Genomic DNA, 16,175 nt, shown 5'->3' with positions numbered 1-16,175 from the left:
TTTAACGGCAAAAACTATTTGTCCGCGCGCAAGATTCGAGCTCCGCTATAGCCGCGCTGCTGCGCCTGTGCCAGCCCTGCTTGTGCATCCTTTTCGTTGGAATAGGGCCCGTAGCGAACGCGCCAAATGGATCGCGTGCCGTCGGGCATAACCTTCGCCCCAATCTTTTGGGCTAGCACATCGGCCCGCGATTTATCGCTAAATGCTGCGACTTGCACGAAAAAGAACCCTGGCAAACCGCCAACATAATTGTTGCCGACACTATTTTGAGCGGCAACCGGACGTCCGGCGCCTTCAATGATGAAGCGGCCATCGCGTGTTCCCGCTGCCGGCGAAGGCCTGGGGCCAGCAATAGCATCTTTGCCCGGAGGGGTAGAGCCAGGCGCAGCGGTTGGCCTGATTGGCGCTGCCGGTCTTGGCAGCTTGGCCAGGTTTTTCCGCAATATCAGAAGCAGTGAATCCGGTGTCGCGATGCGCTCGGTGGCAGGCGCGCCCATGCGAAGCACCGCGCGTTCCTGTTCATTGGGATTGACCTTGCGAACGCGGACACCGGAGACACCGTCCTGATCGATACCCAGTTGCTTGGCCGCTCCATGGGACAGGTCGATCAGCCGGTCGTTGGCAAAAGGTCCACGATCGTTGACCCGAACCAGGATTGTGCGCCCGGTATCCAGCGCCGTTACTTCGACATAGGATGGCAGCGGCAGCGTCTTGTGCGCAGCCGAAATGCCCTGAGGATTGTAGAATTCACCATTGGCCGTCTGATTGCCCGACAGCTCTTCACCATACCAGCTGGCATAGCCCACTTCATCGTAACTCTGCACATCTTCGGGCGTATAGGTGCTGCCACCGACCTTGTAGGGATCACCAATTTTCCGCGGATAGTCGGAAACCGCTGCGGATCCCGCTGCCGGTCCCGCCCCACTGGGCGGAGGCGCGCCATCCGGAAACTGCCCAAAATCGCGCGAACTGCTACACCCGGCCAATGCCAGGGTGGCAGTCGATAATATTCCAAGTTTAACTGCGTATTTCATCCGCTAATAACCCCACTGCTAGCCCGTAAAAATTCGAACAATTATAATCCAGTATGACGCGATAATTGCCGGTCAGCAAATAGGCGGTGCTGCCCGCGCCGTCTGGCTCAAGCAGGGTCGCCATCACATTCTTGTCAAGACTCTTGCCCGTCGCAGGCACAACCCCGAGCGAGCGCCATTCGGCCATGCTTTTCCATTGGCTATGGCGGCCAAATACGCGCGGACAGCGTGTCGGCACGATCTTGCTCGCCACCGCGTCACGGTCGAGCGACGACGGGACGTTGACGGCGATGCCCCACGGCTCTCCGCGGCGCCAGCCCGAATTGACAAAATAATTGGCGATCGAGGCAACCGCATCATATTCGCTGTTCCAGATATCTGCATATCCGTCACCGCTGCCATCTTTCGCCAGTCGCAAATAAACCGAAGGCAGAAATTGCGGCATGCCCATGGCCCCTGCCCAGCTCCCCTTGAGCGCGGATTGCGGAACGCCCTTGTCGATCAGCTGGAGCACGGCGAGCAATTCAGGTTCGAAAAGCGAGCGGCGCCGGCCTTCATACGCCAGGGTTGCCAACGAGCGGGGAATATCAAAGTCGCCCATGTAGGAACCATAGTTGGTTTCTTTGCCGTAAATCGCCATAATGATCGGGCCGGGCACTCCGGTCTCGCGCTCGACATCGATCAGCTTGGCAACCAGGCGACGATAGGCCGCTTTGCCGTTTGCGATCCTCTGACTCGTTATATGCCGCTGCTGATAGGGCGCGAAGGGCGGAATCGCGCTATTGGTACTTCCGCCAGGCTGCGACTGGTCCAGCTGGATCACTCTGGGATTATAAGTCAGGCCCGGCAGCACTTGATCCAGGGTCTGCGCCCGCACACCCTGCTGCAAGGCCTTCTGACGCACCTCCTGCAGATAGGATTCAAAACTGGAGCTGCTTTGTGCTTTGGCGTCTTGCATCGGTGTTGCGGCGCTCATGCCAAAAAGAGCAAAAGCGCTGCAAGCGATAGCGGTCATGATACGCATGAATACTTCCTTTTCGTCTTCCCCGTTGTCGCACAAAGCGAGTCGGAGGGGAATCCCTAAATAACCCGGAGAAGCAACCACTCGCCCCGAAAGCCGTAATCCAGCAAAATCTTGTTCGGATATTTCAAACATTTACAAAATGTTTTGCGCTTTCAAATCGGGAACGCTAGGACGCGTGCGACCCGGCCCTAAGGGCCATGCGGACAGGTGGCAGAGTGGTCGAATGCAGCGGTCTTGAAAACCGCCGAGGGTGCAAGCTCTCCGTGGGTTCGAATCCCACCCTGTCCGCCACCGGCTTGTCCAGCCCAATCCACTGACATCCAGAACTGCACGAAAGCCTTGACTTTTCTGGCGTTTTCTCATCAATTCCATCCAATCCAATCCAGCCTTATCCACAAGATAGTTGGGGTATATTGGGGGTATGATTTTACCAAAATGGGGGTATCAAGATGCTAACGGACAAAGGTGTCAAAGCAGCGGCTGCAAAGGAGAAGCCGTATAAGATAACTGATGGAAACGGGCTTTTCCTCCATGTTTCGAAAAAAGGACACAAAACCTTCCGCTTTAAATTTCGATTCGAGAAGAAAGAGCAGCTTCTTATTATAGGTGCCTATCCAGAGATGTCTCTGGCCGATGCCCGAGAACGGCGCAACGATGCACGCAAGCTGCTCCGCGAAGGCCGCGATCCGCGCCACTCTTTTAACCGCTTGAAACTGGTAGGTAATGCCGCAGGCACCAAAAGCTTCGAGACCTTGGCGCGCGAATGGCATGATAATAGGCGACCACATTGGAAGCCCGTCCACGCCAAGGATGTCATTACAAGTCTCGAACGGGATATATTTCCTATCCTGGGTCCGATGCCGCCCACGGAGATTGATGAGCAGCTCTTGCTTAAGGTCTTACAAAACGTTGAAAATCGCGGCGCGATCGAAACAGCGCGGAGGCTTAGGCAAAGGATTAGCTCTGTATTTGTCTACGCCCGCGCCCATGGAATTAGGATCAGCAATCCTGCTGCGCTGATAGGCGAGTTGCTTAAGCCCCGCCCCCCTTCCCGAAAGCATCCGGCTATTTTGACCGTGGACGGCATACGCCGCTTGTTGTCGGACTGTGATCGGGCCGGAGCTTTCCCCGTTACAAGATTGGGGGCACGGTATTTGGCGCTTACCAGCCAGAGGCCGGGTATGGTGAGGCATATGGAATGGAATGACCTTTCCGGTATCGATTGGGGTGACCCCAGCGCCGACAGCCCGGAAGCCTTGTGGACGGTTCCCGCAGGAAAGCTGAAATTGGAATTGAAGCTAGCAAATGATGAAACCTATAATCACATAGTTCCGCTCGCTCCTCAAGCTGTTGAAACACTGCGAGCAGTTAGATGGCTCACTGGGCGCGACCGATATGTGTTTCCCAACTCGCTATCCGGGTTAAAACCAATGACCGAGAATGCGATTGGCTATCTTTATAATCGGGAAGGATATAAGGGAAAGCATGTTCCTCATGGCTGGCGCAGCAGCTTCTCTACCATCATGAACGAAAAGGCTGAACGGGAATTGGGGCAGGATAGACGCTTGCTAGCGGACCGCTTCATCATCGATCTGATGCTTGCCCACACGCCGACAGGCATGTCAGCGAAAGAACTTGTCTACAATAGGGCAAGCTACATGCCCCGACGTCGCGAACTCGCTGGGATCTGGGCCGATATGATTATGGAAGGTGCTTTGGACACTCAACAAATCCTTAACAGTCCGCGGCGGAAACAGCGAGTTTAGGCTTGCCGCTTGTTTGCATTTTCTTCGATCCATTGCACGATTTCAGATTCCAGCCAAAAGGACCCGCCGCCGATTTTTGTTTGTTCAGGAAACGCATTTTTTTTGATTTTGACATATACGGATGACCTGCTCAGACTGACCATATCCAAAACTACAGGTAGCTTGAGGAATTTCGGCACAACGCCTGGCGGATTGGCAGGTATCGTTTTGTCCGATATTGAGTTTCTTTCAACCTCCTGCTCGATCGAGGCACCATGCACTTCTGTTTTTCGATCACGACCAAACGGGTCGAGAATACGGTTCACTTGATCATCATCCAGATAGCCATAGGGCCGCAAGTCTCTGGCCCAGTTTTTGAATTGTTCTTCATTAACCAAAATACGGTGCGTGTATTCCGCAGTGGCGTCCATCCAGTGTTCGAGATTCAGGGAGGCAAATGAAAACCGATCTAGTGGTTGATCAAGTTCCCAGACATTCGGCTTGAGCAATATGATATCACCTCCACCAATAGGGCGGGCGTAGGTCGATATATTGCCGTTCAATATCTCGTTGGTCAGCGATTCAGCTTCCAAGCGAACTAATTCGCGGGCCGCATCATTCTCGCCTTCGTCGGTCGGAGCGCTAAATATGTCGGGCAACTCAAAGGCCTCTATTTCAACGCGGTCGGATACGAGCATGGCAAAAGCCATTTCCAGTGAGATACGACCAGCAGAGCCCGCACTCAGGCGGCCGTTATAAACGGCCCAAGGTCGTATCGGTTCCATCATGGCTACATCCATAAGGTTCGATCGATTACGAATTGCTAAATCTGCTGGTCACGTATTTTTAACGCATTTGCGTCTTATTTTCCGCCAAGATGCCGAATTTGGTTATCAGAGGCGCTCATCTGCCGCGCGCCTGCTCATCGGCCCACATTTGGCCTTGGATCTTTTGAACATTAATTGGATCTTGCTTCCGCTGTTCCTCAATTTTCGGGGCTAGTTCAGGGTGGAGCGCTTCCAATTTGGCCCGAGATGCCTGGAGTTGAATATCAGCCATCTTTACCTTCTTCATTGCACTATCTAACGCGGCCATCCGATCAACTACATTAGATATCCACGGTGGAAGCTCCTCCGAGGAATAGGTTTGCGGTTGAAAGCTGCGGTCAGTTCCTCGCGGCGCAACAATCAGATCATCGCCTTTAAACTGCAGTGAAATTTGACCGGAGACAGCGCCCATTATCAATTTTTCGCCGAGCACAGCTGAGTGAAGGTTCTTTTCAAAGAGACGGCGCTGCAGATCATGATTTTCTCGATCCTTATCCAAGTTTAGACGATCATCCAATAGTCCACGCTTCTGGGCCTCAAGTTCCATTTTGCGGGAATCCAAACTTGCAACTTCAACGCGTAACGCCTTGGTATGTTCTACAACGAGCGTATTTTTGGCTTCCAATCCTGCAAGCTCATTCGCTAGATTCTCACGTTTTATCCGGAGATCCTGCTCTACTTGTTGGGAAACTTGAATGCTGGCATTGACTGCAATCAAGCTGGTCTTTGCGCTTCTCCACTGGATTTCGGCGTTCTCAACTATTTTTTGAGCGGATTTAGCGTGACTAACACTCTGCTGCACCGACTGCTCGGCAATTTCCTTGATCTTGGTAGCTACCGCTAGTTTGTCTTCCGCCTTTCTGACCAACGGTTCAATTCTTCGCTCCTCGTGAATGAGCCTATTTTCTCTTTCGGTCAAAACCATGTCTTTGCGGCGCAGTGCACTCATTGTCTTTCGAACCCGAATGATCATCGCTTTCAGCCTCGCCTTTCTCGCAAGATCATTCATAAAGTGCAAAACGATGGCTTTTAGGCGCTCTGACCATTCGGCATTTAACGCCTTGTGATAGATCCGCTTACTATCGCTGTCGGCTTTTGAAGCGAGGGACTCTTTTCCTGATATCATTTTTTGTTGTTTTGGGGATGGGATTTTGGACACCCAGATCAGTTGCTGCTCAAATATTTCCAGTCTTTCTTTTTGGTTTTCAAGCCTAGCGACATCTACGCGCAGATTATTTTCGCGATCAGCAATAATTTGGATATTGGTTTGGATATTTTGCGATTGGCGATCAATATCCTGCTGTTGGATTTGTATAGAATTAGAACGCTCCTCCACTCTTTTCTCGTTTATTTCGCACATCAATTCGCGGTTTTTAAGTGTCTCTTCGCGGTTTGCTAATCCTGTTTCGCGCGCATCGAGTTCAGCCTCCCGGGCCGTGATTGCTTCCTCTCTTTTGATCAGCGCCTTTAGTTTAGCATCAACGTCACGTTCCTCGTGACGGAAGTTGTATATTTGATCACGGAGCTTGTCTTCTTCATGAGCTAAAAAAGCTTGATCGCCCGCAAGCGATTCCTGCCACGCTTCCAATTCGCGTTCTTTTTGTCTCAGTTCTTTTGCATACTGCTTCAGTGGTCCGTGCTTGATGCCCTGGCCAAGGGTGATTTTTCCTCGCTCGAGGCCAAGATGGGCGACAAAGGAATGATACCGGGTCTGGAGTTTAGACAAATTTTCTGGTTCGCCTCCCAATATTTCATCATAAGATAAGCGCCATATCTTAGGCGCGTTGGCTTCTTCGAGTTGCCGTTTGGCGATGCTTTCTGCCTTGATTGGTTTTGCACCGCATTTCTTTACAGCTCGATAATATATGGGCAATGCGACCGCCTGAATGTGCGGCGTACTTTCGTCCGTGTGGTACGAAATAGAAATCAGACCTTTGCCAAATTTCTCGTGCAAGAATTTTTCGGTAGATTCGATCCACTCCTTTTTATGCAAATTGGAAGCCTGTGCCCACCACTCAGGAGAAGCTGACAGTAAAATTTCAACGGCAATTATCTGGTTCTTCTTAAATTTCACCTCCAGTTTTTTAAGGAGCGATTTAGCGCGCTGATCGAATGGACCGGTCAATCGTAGCCGCTCCACTGGTGGGGCTGCCCCTGGAACGGTTGCTGCCGGGATAGCCCTAGTGTTGTGCTGCCCGACGGCCCGAAGGTCCGCAAAAGTTTTGATCTTCTCCACACGAAGGATGGCATAATGTTTTTTTATCGTCATAATGTTTTCCGCTCGCATTTCGCGTTCGGTCCCTGAGATTAATTAGCTTTAAACACTCACTCCGGGCTAATACTTCGAATTAGCCCCGTTCGCCGGCGTTGGAATACACGCCGTTAAATGCCCCTTCGCCTTGCGGCACGGGGCAGTGCTTGCCGAAACGGCAAGCACTGCCGGCGTTGATGAATTCAATCATCATCGCCGCCATAGTTTCCAGAAGGGGAGCTTCCGTGCGGATCATCCGAATTCGGTCCCTGCGTTATGCCGCCCTTAACAGGGGCGACGCTTAGCGACCGAGGAAGCTTAGGAGCATTGGTTTCGAGCAGTCTTTCCTCGAGCAGAAGTGAAGCAGGCTGCGCCTGCTCTGTCTCGTTTGTTTCACGGCACTCGTCAGTTAGGGCAGTCGGTGGGCATTCGATGTCATCATCGTCCAGAAATCTGACCTTGCATTCTGATACGATTTGCATTGTTTGAGCATCATATTCCTCCACGCCTTTGAAGTCGTAATCGACAATATCCCATTTGCCGGTTTCATCGTTCTCCCAGGGAGAATAGAATTGATCCAAACTCCGCGCCGTGACCTCGTCGCTTGAAAGGATTTCAGGCATCAACAAATTGTCTGACTTTTCAGCAAATCTATCGTCGATCGTCGCCTCAGCTTGTTCAGCGAACCTATGCAGCGCTTCCATTTCCGACATCGGAGCCATGCTGATGTCGTCAGAATCCGGGAAGTGAGCTTGCAATGCTCCGAACGGATCGATCAGCGCGATTTTCTTTGTCTCGCCATATGGGAGTGTTTTTTTGGTAGTCATGAGTTTTCTCCTGCACGAACATAAATTCGCGCTATCTTGATTAAATTGGCTGTAGTTGGCCCACAGACCTCAAAAGTTTGATGCAGGCCACAGAGGCTATTCCTCAGATGGGGCCTGGCCATGTGCTATTGAGCCCAGCGCATCTCGATCAGCGGCATCAGGATCAATATTTGGCTCAGCATCATTCTGCACTGGCTCCGTTTCATCGGAACCGGTCTGTGTTGAACTCGCATCCGGGATCTGTTCAGCGACCGTCCCAGAAGTTTTTGCGGCAACTTGATCGTCGAGTTCAGCTGCTTCAGCGGATTGAAGTCCAATACCGGATTGCGGTGTGCTTATATGTTTATCGAGTATCTCGCTCAGCTGGCTGTTACGTGCCGCAAGCTTTTCGTTTTCACCGCTCAACCTTGCATTCTCTGCCGTCAGTTCGTCATTTGCATCTCTCGCCGCTTGCAGATCGCTTTCAGCTCCTGTCAGCAGTTCGATCATTTCGTCCGACGAATGCTCGATCGCGTCCCGCTTTCGGGACATTGCAGTTATTTTCAATTCCGCAGAATTATTTAATTCCGTGTATGCGGTTCCCAGAGCGCTAGTGATTAAGTCGCGATGCTCCTGGTGCTGGTTATCAAGCAGTTTGAATATTGGTTCAATAATTGAAGCAGGCGCGGCAATTGCAGCTCCAGCATTTGTAGCGCTGTTCTGTTCTTGCCAGAGCCTGAAGTTTTTATAGAGCTGCCCGTTCGGCTTATCCATGCCCAGCGATTTTGCGACGTCGTAGCCAGTGATATCATACGGCCCGCAGTTCTTTGCTGCCATCATCTGATCTGCCGCATTGAATACTTCTTTTTGGTTTTTCCAATTATTTTGTTTTTTCATTTCTATTCGCCTGAAACGGCGAGGCGCTGAAAAACCCTAAGGTGCGGTAACTGCGGCAACTGCGGTAACGCACTTGACGCACTTGTGGCGGATTTCAGAACGCTCTCGCATAATCAATGGTGTCCAAGCGCAAACACGCTCAAACAGGTTATCGATAATGCGAAGTTTTAGGGAGCGGTCCAGGCAGCTGGTGGATGGGCAACGAACCTGACGGAGTCCTGCTGCAAACTGATCCATTTCAACCACGGATCTTTTGCTTGTTCCGATGTTAGTTGGTCGGCATTTCCGGCGCTGAAAATGGAGATTGCTGCAAAACGTCCGTATACCCACAATGGCACTGGGAATATTATTTCAGCAACATAGGCAAGCAAGCGGCCGATGTTGATCGGAACCATCTCCGATTTTTCACAACTCGAAAGTTGTTCGCCTTTATCAAGATCACTGTCAGCCATATCGGTATGGTATTATTTTTTGAATAATATTTCAATTGGTTAGTTTCAGATAACTTTCATGAATTTTTCTGTCCCAATTAGAAACAGTCTGGCCAACCGGTAGATATCGGTGCTTATCCCGTCGACATTTGGGCCGTTTGCTGATTGGCTACTTTCGGGCAGTGGAACGCAAGTAGCTGTCTTTCGCCAAGTGATGCGATACACCATAGGTCACCGCAGATGAAAGATAACCTATGCGCCTCACTATCCTCCATCCCGAAATGAAGCGGGAGATTGCAAAGTTTGCCGGGGGTCTGATGCCCCTCCGGCTCAGTCATGACGAGCAGCTTTCTCTGGTCATTAAGACCCAAAAAGAAGCGATTCTTGCCGCTCAAATGCATGGGCAGATCGCCTTCTACCTGCCCGCTTTGCTGTCATCCACGGTGACCACGACGTCGCTAATAACCGCCTTCTTCGATGACGATGACGAGCCGCTCACCATCCAAACACCGCTATTCGGCGATGATGACTTCTCGCAAGACATAATCGAACTTCTGAAGTATGACGAAGCCGATATCTACTTCTTCGATGAGAAAAATTACGAGTGGATGAGCTTTCGCACGGAGTTCAAGGATAATGGAAGCTGCCTGATCGGTGATGAGAAAATCTACCTTCTCGGATACCATTCCCAGACGGCGAAAAGCATTCACGGCGCCCTGAAGGCGTGGTTCGGCGCTCGCACCACTGAGGATGACCAGCGCGCGATCCAGGCCGTGTTCAAGGACTCGCACTCCCCAAGCGACCTCTTCGTTCTTGATGCGACGCCGGAGATGAACGGCTATCAGGGTGGGACCACCTTTCGCCACGATTCTCTTAGCAGGACAGATCCCGGCTATCATCAGGAGCGGGATATCTCCGCCTGCCTGCTGCGGGCTTTCGAGCCAGATCAGGTCATGATGAATCCAAGGCGCAAGGACAATCACAAGGAAATCCTCGACCATCTGGTCCTTACTAAAGAGCTAGCTATCCTTGTCCAAGCCAAGGACAGCCCGACGACAGAGGCAAGCCTCACCCGCACGATCCAGCGCAAGCGTCTGGCGACCCATAGCCAGATCGACGCCGCCGTGCGTCAGATCAATGGCGCTGCGCGTTATCTTCAGCAGGAGACTGCTGCAAAGTTAGTGGTTGGCGGGCAGGATATCGAGATTGACCTTGGCGACAGGCGAGTCATCGGTCTTGCGATCGTCAAGGAGCTCTTCGACGATGAAGGCGAAGCCTATGCCGCTGCTTGCGCCAAGATGGCCGCTCTTTCGGGTGGCGGGATGGTGATGGACTACAATTCCTTCCATGCTTTTACCCACCGGTTCGCATCCCACGATGCGTTTGTGCAAGCGCTAGAAAAACTTATCGCCCATGTGCCGAGAGTCGGGTGGATATCGGTGAAGGACGTAGTGCTCGACGGCATCTTGGACTGGGTTGAAACTGTCCGCGCTGATCGCATCAGGGATGGCGGAATGCCTTAGTCTTGATCATGTTTGAATAGAATCACGTTGCTTCACTAGCCGCGACCAGTTGGGGTAGCGAGACGCATTTTTCCCGCACCACGAAATCCGTGCGCTTCGCTTCGGAAGGCAGCATATACATTATGTGGAGCGGGAGTTCTTCCTCCGCCAGTGCCATCTCCGCCTTGAGGCGGGACAAGGCATCGCCGGGCGGGCCGACGATCAGTATGTCGATATCCTGGCCGATCCCGCGCAAGGTTGAGCCAAAAATGTAGGCCTCAAAGTTAGCCAGCGCGCTGCAGCACTCCATCAGATACGCAGCGACTTCACCGGCGGTCATTACGCCGCCCTGAGATACCCTTTCAGTTCGTCCCATTTCATTACCTCGCACCCAAGCTCTTTCCCGGCGTCGACCGCCTCGACCGACGGATTTCCGTTCGGGTTGATGTTCCAAGCGATGTCGACGGCGCCGAACCTGTCCCACAGCTCGCGAACGGCGTTCGCATTTGGCTCATAGTCGGCTATCATGCCTATCCTAACCGCCGTGCCGCTCTTCAGCTTTACGCGGTGGATACGGTCAAACTCGCGCACCACCTCCCGAACCACGCCCAGCTGTCGAAGGAGGCGGTCTGAAAAACGGTAGGTTTTGTGAGACGCGGTGTTTGCGTCTCCGTCTAACGCCGCCGAGTTCAGTGTTCCGGAGCTACCCCATCCAATGCCCGCGTTTTCTAGATACTCGATAGCCTCACCATGCCACACGCACAACGTGCGATAGCCGCATAGAAAATCCATATCCGGGTGCTTCTCTCGGTAACGTTCAGCCGTCGGCGCATCAATCTCGCGTGCGGCCGATATGACGGCAAGCACGTCTGGCTGACCTTGGCTGCCGATCTGTATGAGCTCCCCCTCAATAAGCTCTCCTGACAATTGATGATGCTCTGCGATGTAAGCGAGGGCATGTTCGACTTGCCAGCTCATGAAAACATAGCCTCCATCTCTTCGGGAAACCGGACTGCGCGCCCGGCGACGCCACATAAATGGCGCTCCGCCAAACCCCGGACATGTTCCTGATAAACCGCAAATGTCTTACGTTCCTCGTCGCTCGCCAGCCCAAGATTGGCCTCGATAATCGCTTGGGTGCGATAATGGTTGGGCAGGATCACAGTCCGCATCCGCTGACTCCACGCATGCGCGACACCGGATTCGGGATCATATTCGAACTCCGCACCATCCTCGGGTGCAAACCTTTCCCAAATCGCTCTGCTTTCAGCCATGATCGCTGCGATCGCAGCTTTTGCCTCGGCACGATTATCATAGGCTCTAATGCCTTGTTTTGCGGCCAGATTGGCGAGGTGGGTTTCCTTCCAGTCCAAGAGGACGTTTCGGGGAAAACCTTCGGGATCCTTGTCGATCTTCGTATGACACGTTGGGCACAGTAGGATCAGATTCTCAAAGGCATCCGGCTCGAAATCATCCGCCGGTCGATCTGCATGTCGCGGGCCTGCCTCACCATGGGGTATAACATGCGCCATTTCGGCAATGTGCTTATCTCCGCCAAGCTCGGCTGGGAACAACGCACCTAGACAATCAGGCCTCTGGCAATGGCCAGCGGCCTCGGAGAACAGACGCAGCCGCGTCGCTGTCGGAATTTTTTTTCGATCTGCCATCATCCAGAAGACTCGCGATACCTTCTCGCTCGATCGCGGCCAGTAAGCAGGAAGCCATCGTAGAATAATGACATTGGAGGGCGAAGCTGTCACTGTCAAGGATCTGAGCGAGTGACCGCTTTTGGAAATGCGACGCGTTAGTCCGAATGACCGGGATTGGGGCACAAAGCGGACAGAGGATCAAACTGGCACAGATGTCAGCGCAAAGAACTGGTCAAAATTTACCAATCGGCTTCAACTTCGCGCCAATATTGCCAGAGCAACCGGTTTGCCAAAATCGAAGCACACCTTTAAAATGCGTTTGAATCTGGTCCAGAATGCGATAGCTCTGCCCACTATGAGCCTTTTTGATCTATTCAAACTGCTCCACGAAGAGACAATTCTCGGTGTGGAGATTGGCTTGGCAGTCGCTATAATTTTTCATTTATATTCCTGAAACAGCTTTTCCATCCGTTCACTTTCTGTTCTCAAGGAGCGATGGGTTCCAATACAAACAAGCCGATTCTCCCGAAGGCCTTTTCAACGGCAGGAAATATGCGCCTCAATGGAATCCAAATCAAAGCTTGGTGCACGAAATGCCAAACGACATTCAAAGTCGACCTTGTGGCTCTCATCATGGTCAAAGGCCCGGACTATTCATTAGTTGGCAAGCATCCACCGTGCCGAATTTATGATTGTGACGGCCGATGCAATTTTTTGGTATCGTCTGACAATGGAACACCAATGATTACGCTTGACCGATGGGCTGATTAATTTTCGCCTTCAGCCAGCAACTGCTGCTCATAAGCTGGACCATAATAGTCGATGATCAGTTTGCCATGGACATCAATTGCGATGGAAACGGCACCGCAAACTTCTCCGCCTCATCTCCTGACAGCCAATCGTCATAATCTTCAGGATGCAGAATCACCGGCATGGCTTTGGGATGGATTGGTTTGATAAGCGGATTTGGTTCGCAGGTTAGAAACGCAAAAACATTGCCTTCATCGGAAGGTCGCCAGATCCCGGCGAATGCTGAGACAGGCGCTTCATCGACCTTGAACCAGCATTCTTCCCTCCCAGCATTTGGCTTGGGCTCGGCAAATTGCGTGAACGGCACAAGACAGCGATTCTCAGGCTTTGTCAGCATTGAGCGCCAGAAGGAACTGGAGAGATTGCGGACGTTGGTTATGCGCTTTGTAACGGTCGTGCCTGGGCGCTTCCCTTTCATGGTGAGCGGAACACCCCATTGCATGGTGTCCAGTTTCTTCTGACCTTCATCTACGCGGGCAACTATGCCCTGATATTTCGGCCAGACATCAATCTTGATTTCAGAGAACGGGGTATCATCAGCCGCGCCAATATATTCTTTCCAAGTGGGAATAGCTTCCGGATGGTTTTGATAATGGTTGCACATATTCTCAGCCGATCAGAAGTTTGGTGTGTGGTGATTGCTAATCGCTATATCACAGCGCGTCAAACCAGCCTGACCTCATAGGCATAATTATATGTTGGCCGAGCGAAAGTGTACAAATTTGAAATCGTTTTCGGCGAAAATGGTGGAGGACTTACCGCATCCTCCATTATTGCACCGCTGTTCGATAAACAGCTTTCCCGGTTGCCTCCGCATGAATCCACATTGGGAAAAGCGGCAGATCTATCTTCCGCGCCAAAAGTAGAATAGCATCCGGCTGTAGCCTCAATTTTGAGGTTGGAATATGAATGGAAAATGTTTCCGTCGGCCAGCCTCCTACCAAGAGGTATATCATGAATATCAAGACCACCCCTGGACATTCGCCGACGGGTCACCCGCCTGGAACCGAGCAAGATAAAGTTCGGATATTACACCGTGTCACACCATTCCAAGATTGGCCAGAAGTTGCAGATCCAGTCGAACCGCTGATGCGCGTCGCAATCCTTGATACTGAATCGACTGGTCTTGATCCCCAACGAGATGTCGTGATCGAAATTGCGATCGCATTTGTCATCGTCGATGCAATGGGGCAAATTGTCAGGATCAAAAGCGCTGGGAAGTCATTGCAAGACCCTGGCGTTCCCTTGTCGCCAAAAATTGTCCAGCTCACCGGATTGACGGACGAAATGTTAGCCGGCCAGACTATGAATCCTGCTCGCATTGCAGACCGTCTGAATGAGATGGATGCCATTTGCGCTCACAACAGCTTTCATGATCGGCGATTTGTCGAGAGACTGCTTCCAGATCTTAATGCAAAACCATGGATCTGCTCCATGCGCGATTGCGATTGGGCTGGCTGGGGCTTTGATGGGGCCAAGGCCGATCATCTGCTGATGCAGGCTGGCATGTTTAATCCGGTCAAGCATCGCGCAATGGATGACGTGACCAGTCTCACCAATTTGCTGACCTTTGTCACGCCCTCCGGCAAAACTGCCTTGGGCGAAGCAATTGACAACGCCCGCCGTGACACATGGCTGTTTGAAGCGCGCGGACTGCCATATGATTATCGCCAGATCATAAAAGATCGAGGCTGGCGCTGGAATGGCAAGGTCTGGTGGACTGAAGTCGCGCATGATCAGCGCGAGGCAGAAGAGGCTTGGTATGCGCGGGCTTTAAAGCCATTTTCGGGCACGCCGCATATCGAGCCAATCACATGGCTAGAGCGATACCGCTGAATCCTGAAGATTAAGAAACGGGCAGCTAAAGCGCTGCCCGGAGAACAATGAAATTGAAAGTGAATTTGAGCTTCCGAAGTGAATGGAAAAAGCTCCGTCCAGAAAGGACGTCACTAAGAAAAGGAATATAGAATGAAGAAGAATACAACTGGCGCGGGCTGTCCGCGCAAGGCGATGACGCATGCCTTGCGCCGGGAGATGGGTTTGCATGCCGATCGGACTGGAACCTGCGCCATAACCTTTGGAGCCATCAGTTTTCCATCCGAGGCAGTGATCAACGCCGCTGCAGATGCTGCCATCGATAACAGGCATGATATGATAGTCAGCGTCTGGGCCGATAACATCTGCGAAAAACCATCTGGCTATGCGCTGATCCTGCGTTCCATTGGCGGCGCTGAAGTTTTAGAAGTCGAGCCAGCGCAGCTCGATAGGAGCCGGCCATTGGTGATGGTCTCACTCGATCGAAAGCGGATGTTCTTTTTGAACGAGAGAGCCATTGTCGTGGAAGCGAAATGCGACCGTGGAGGAAAGGTCGAACGGGCAATTCGCCGGGGCAAATCCATATTGGACAAAGCTGCCGCTGATGGCTCTGAGCGGACTGTCCGATGGGAACACACCCGCGTCACCGTTGAAGGAGATATTGTCAAAACCCGGAACAACTAGATCTTCGCAGCATATTTTTATTCACCAGCCAAACGGGCGGCATCTTCGGATGACCGCCCGTTTGGCGTTTCAGGACAGTTTTTATGAAACCTCCCATATATTCGGAGAGGATCGTCACCTTTTCCGTCACCTACCATCCCTATCGCCGCAACACCGAACGGTTCATTCGCGCTTTTGGTGCCTTTGAAGTCAATTTCCAGTCTGGTGACGATGTATTGTTCACGCGCCATCATCATACATATCCGGACAAGGATCGAACCGCTCCTTTACTGGAAATGACGAAGCTGCTGGATCAACAAACCGACTGCGTTTGCACAATTCTGGAAGCTCCGGGCGGGTCTCACCGGCCAAAGCACAAAGCCGATTTTGCTGACGATGTCGTTCGTGCTCTACCGATCTTCAATCTCGGTCTCCACCGCAAGATCCATGTTCACCGGACAGAGGACCAATATGTCAGGGTCAGCGCCGAATTGTTCGGTATTCCTCTGGCTTCGGAGATGGCCGGGCCATCAGAAAAATCCCGGCGAGCAGCAGATCACGCACAGGCGCTGTGGCTGTCATGGGTGTTCAATTGTCTCGCCGAAGATCCGGATCAGGCCAGCTTGGTAGCTGCCTTCCAGGCTTGGCGCCGTGTTGACGACCTCCGTCCCGTTACTTTTTAACAACAAGAACCTGCTGCACGTCAGCAGGAGAAAGAAAA

General features: G+C 52.1%; 16 protein-coding genes and 1 tRNA gene. 6 read left to right on the top strand and 11 right to left on the bottom strand.

Features of this window, described 5'->3' with window-relative positions; all coding sequences use genetic code 11:
• Nucleotides 1-14: 14 nt before the first annotated feature.
• Nucleotides 15-1,034, bottom strand: a complete 1,020-nt coding sequence (locus tag ACWFTY_RS10355) for a septal ring lytic transglycosylase RlpA family protein (RefSeq protein WP_447524147.1) — start codon at nt 1,032-1,034, stop codon at nt 15-17.
• Nucleotides 1,018-2,049: a lytic murein transglycosylase gene (locus tag ACWFTY_RS10350; RefSeq protein ID WP_447526879.1), complete on the bottom strand. Its 1,032-nt coding sequence runs from the start codon at nt 2,047-2,049 to the stop codon at nt 1,018-1,020. The genes ACWFTY_RS10355 and ACWFTY_RS10350 overlap by 17 nt, the downstream gene beginning before the upstream one ends.
• Before the next feature lie 210 nt (nt 2,050-2,259).
• On the opposite strand from ACWFTY_RS10350, the gene ACWFTY_RS10345 reads away from it, so the two are divergent.
• Both ACWFTY_RS10345 and ACWFTY_RS10340 read left to right on the top strand, forming a co-directional pair.
• A tRNA-Ser gene (locus ACWFTY_RS10345) sits at nt 2,260-2,349 on the top strand.
• 158 nt (nt 2,350-2,507) lie between these two features.
• Complete coding sequence (locus ACWFTY_RS10340; RefSeq protein ID WP_447524146.1) at nt 2,508-3,824, top strand: tyrosine-type recombinase/integrase; 1,317 nt, start codon at nt 2,508-2,510, stop codon at nt 3,822-3,824.
• On the opposite strand, the gene ACWFTY_RS10335 is transcribed toward ACWFTY_RS10340, so the two are convergent.
• The 5 genes from ACWFTY_RS10335 to ACWFTY_RS10315 form a co-directional block, all read right to left on the bottom strand.
• Nucleotides 3,821-4,591: a helix-turn-helix transcriptional regulator gene (locus ACWFTY_RS10335; RefSeq protein ID WP_447524145.1), complete on the bottom strand. Its 771-nt coding sequence runs from the start codon at nt 4,589-4,591 to the stop codon at nt 3,821-3,823. The two genes, ACWFTY_RS10340 and ACWFTY_RS10335, sit on opposite strands and share 4 nt — an antisense overlap.
• Before the next feature lie 115 nt (nt 4,592-4,706).
• Complete coding sequence (locus ACWFTY_RS10330; RefSeq protein ID WP_447524144.1) at nt 4,707-6,899, bottom strand: plasmid recombination protein; 2,193 nt, start codon at nt 6,897-6,899, stop codon at nt 4,707-4,709.
• 185 nt (nt 6,900-7,084) lie between these two features.
• The gene (locus ACWFTY_RS10325) at nt 7,085-7,708 is read right to left on the bottom strand and encodes a hypothetical protein (RefSeq protein WP_447524143.1); all 624 of its coding nucleotides are present in this window, start codon (nt 7,706-7,708) and stop codon (nt 7,085-7,087) included.
• A gap of 96 nt (nt 7,709-7,804) precedes the next feature.
• Nucleotides 7,805-8,584 (bottom strand): hypothetical protein, encoded by a 780-nt coding sequence (locus tag ACWFTY_RS10320; protein WP_447524142.1) that lies wholly within the window; start codon nt 8,582-8,584, stop codon nt 7,805-7,807.
• A gap of 167 nt (nt 8,585-8,751) precedes the next feature.
• Entirely contained in the window at nt 8,752-9,036 is a 285-nt protein-coding gene (locus ACWFTY_RS10315; RefSeq protein ID WP_447524141.1) for a hypothetical protein, read from the bottom strand.
• A gap of 233 nt (nt 9,037-9,269) precedes the next feature.
• Here ACWFTY_RS10315 and ACWFTY_RS10310 point away from each other — a divergent pair, with 233 nt between their 5' ends.
• Nucleotides 9,270-10,538, top strand: coding sequence for a hypothetical protein (locus ACWFTY_RS10310; protein WP_447524140.1), 1,269 nt, complete (start codon nt 9,270-9,272; stop codon nt 10,536-10,538).
• Between the two features lie 22 nt (nt 10,539-10,560).
• On the opposite strand, the gene ACWFTY_RS10305 is transcribed toward ACWFTY_RS10310, so the two are convergent.
• From ACWFTY_RS10305 to ACWFTY_RS10290, 4 genes are all read right to left on the bottom strand, one after another.
• Entirely contained in the window at nt 10,561-10,857 is a 297-nt protein-coding gene (locus ACWFTY_RS10305; protein ID WP_447524139.1) for a nucleotidyltransferase domain-containing protein, read from the bottom strand.
• A complete protein-coding gene (locus tag ACWFTY_RS10300; RefSeq protein WP_447524138.1) occupies nt 10,857-11,495 on the bottom strand; it encodes a hypothetical protein in 639 nt (212 codons plus the stop codon). The genes ACWFTY_RS10305 and ACWFTY_RS10300 overlap by 1 nt, the downstream gene beginning before the upstream one ends.
• A complete protein-coding gene (locus ACWFTY_RS10295) occupies nt 11,492-12,049 on the bottom strand; it encodes an HNH endonuclease (RefSeq protein WP_447524137.1) in 558 nt (185 codons plus the stop codon). The genes ACWFTY_RS10300 and ACWFTY_RS10295 overlap by 4 nt, the downstream gene beginning before the upstream one ends.
• 943 nt (nt 12,050-12,992) lie before the next feature.
• Nucleotides 12,993-13,580, bottom strand: a complete 588-nt coding sequence (locus ACWFTY_RS10290; RefSeq protein ID WP_447524136.1) for an SOS response-associated peptidase family protein — start codon at nt 13,578-13,580, stop codon at nt 12,993-12,995.
• Nucleotides 13,581-13,930: 350 nt separating this feature from the next.
• On the opposite strand from ACWFTY_RS10290, the gene ACWFTY_RS10285 reads away from it, so the two are divergent.
• From ACWFTY_RS10285 to ACWFTY_RS10275, 3 genes are all read left to right on the top strand, one after another.
• Nucleotides 13,931-14,812, top strand: a complete 882-nt coding sequence (locus ACWFTY_RS10285; RefSeq protein ID WP_447524135.1) for a 3'-5' exonuclease — start codon at nt 13,931-13,933, stop codon at nt 14,810-14,812.
• 132 nt (nt 14,813-14,944) lie between these two features.
• Nucleotides 14,945-15,475 carry a hypothetical protein gene (locus ACWFTY_RS10280; protein ID WP_447524134.1) on the top strand — a complete coding sequence of 177 codons (531 nt, stop codon included), beginning with the start codon at nt 14,945-14,947 and terminating at the stop codon, nt 15,473-15,475.
• An 83-nt stretch (nt 15,476-15,558) separates the two neighbouring features.
• On the top strand, nt 15,559-16,137 hold the full coding sequence (locus ACWFTY_RS10275) for a hypothetical protein (RefSeq protein WP_335658180.1): 579 nt from the start codon (nt 15,559-15,561) through the stop codon (nt 16,135-16,137).
• The last annotated feature ends 38 nt before the right edge of the window (nt 16,138-16,175 follow it).

The sequence above is a fragment of the Parasphingorhabdus sp. NYA22 genome, assembly GCF_976973735.1.
Note: the sequence above shows the minus strand (reverse complement) of the source record. Positions and strands in the feature narration are given on the sequence as shown.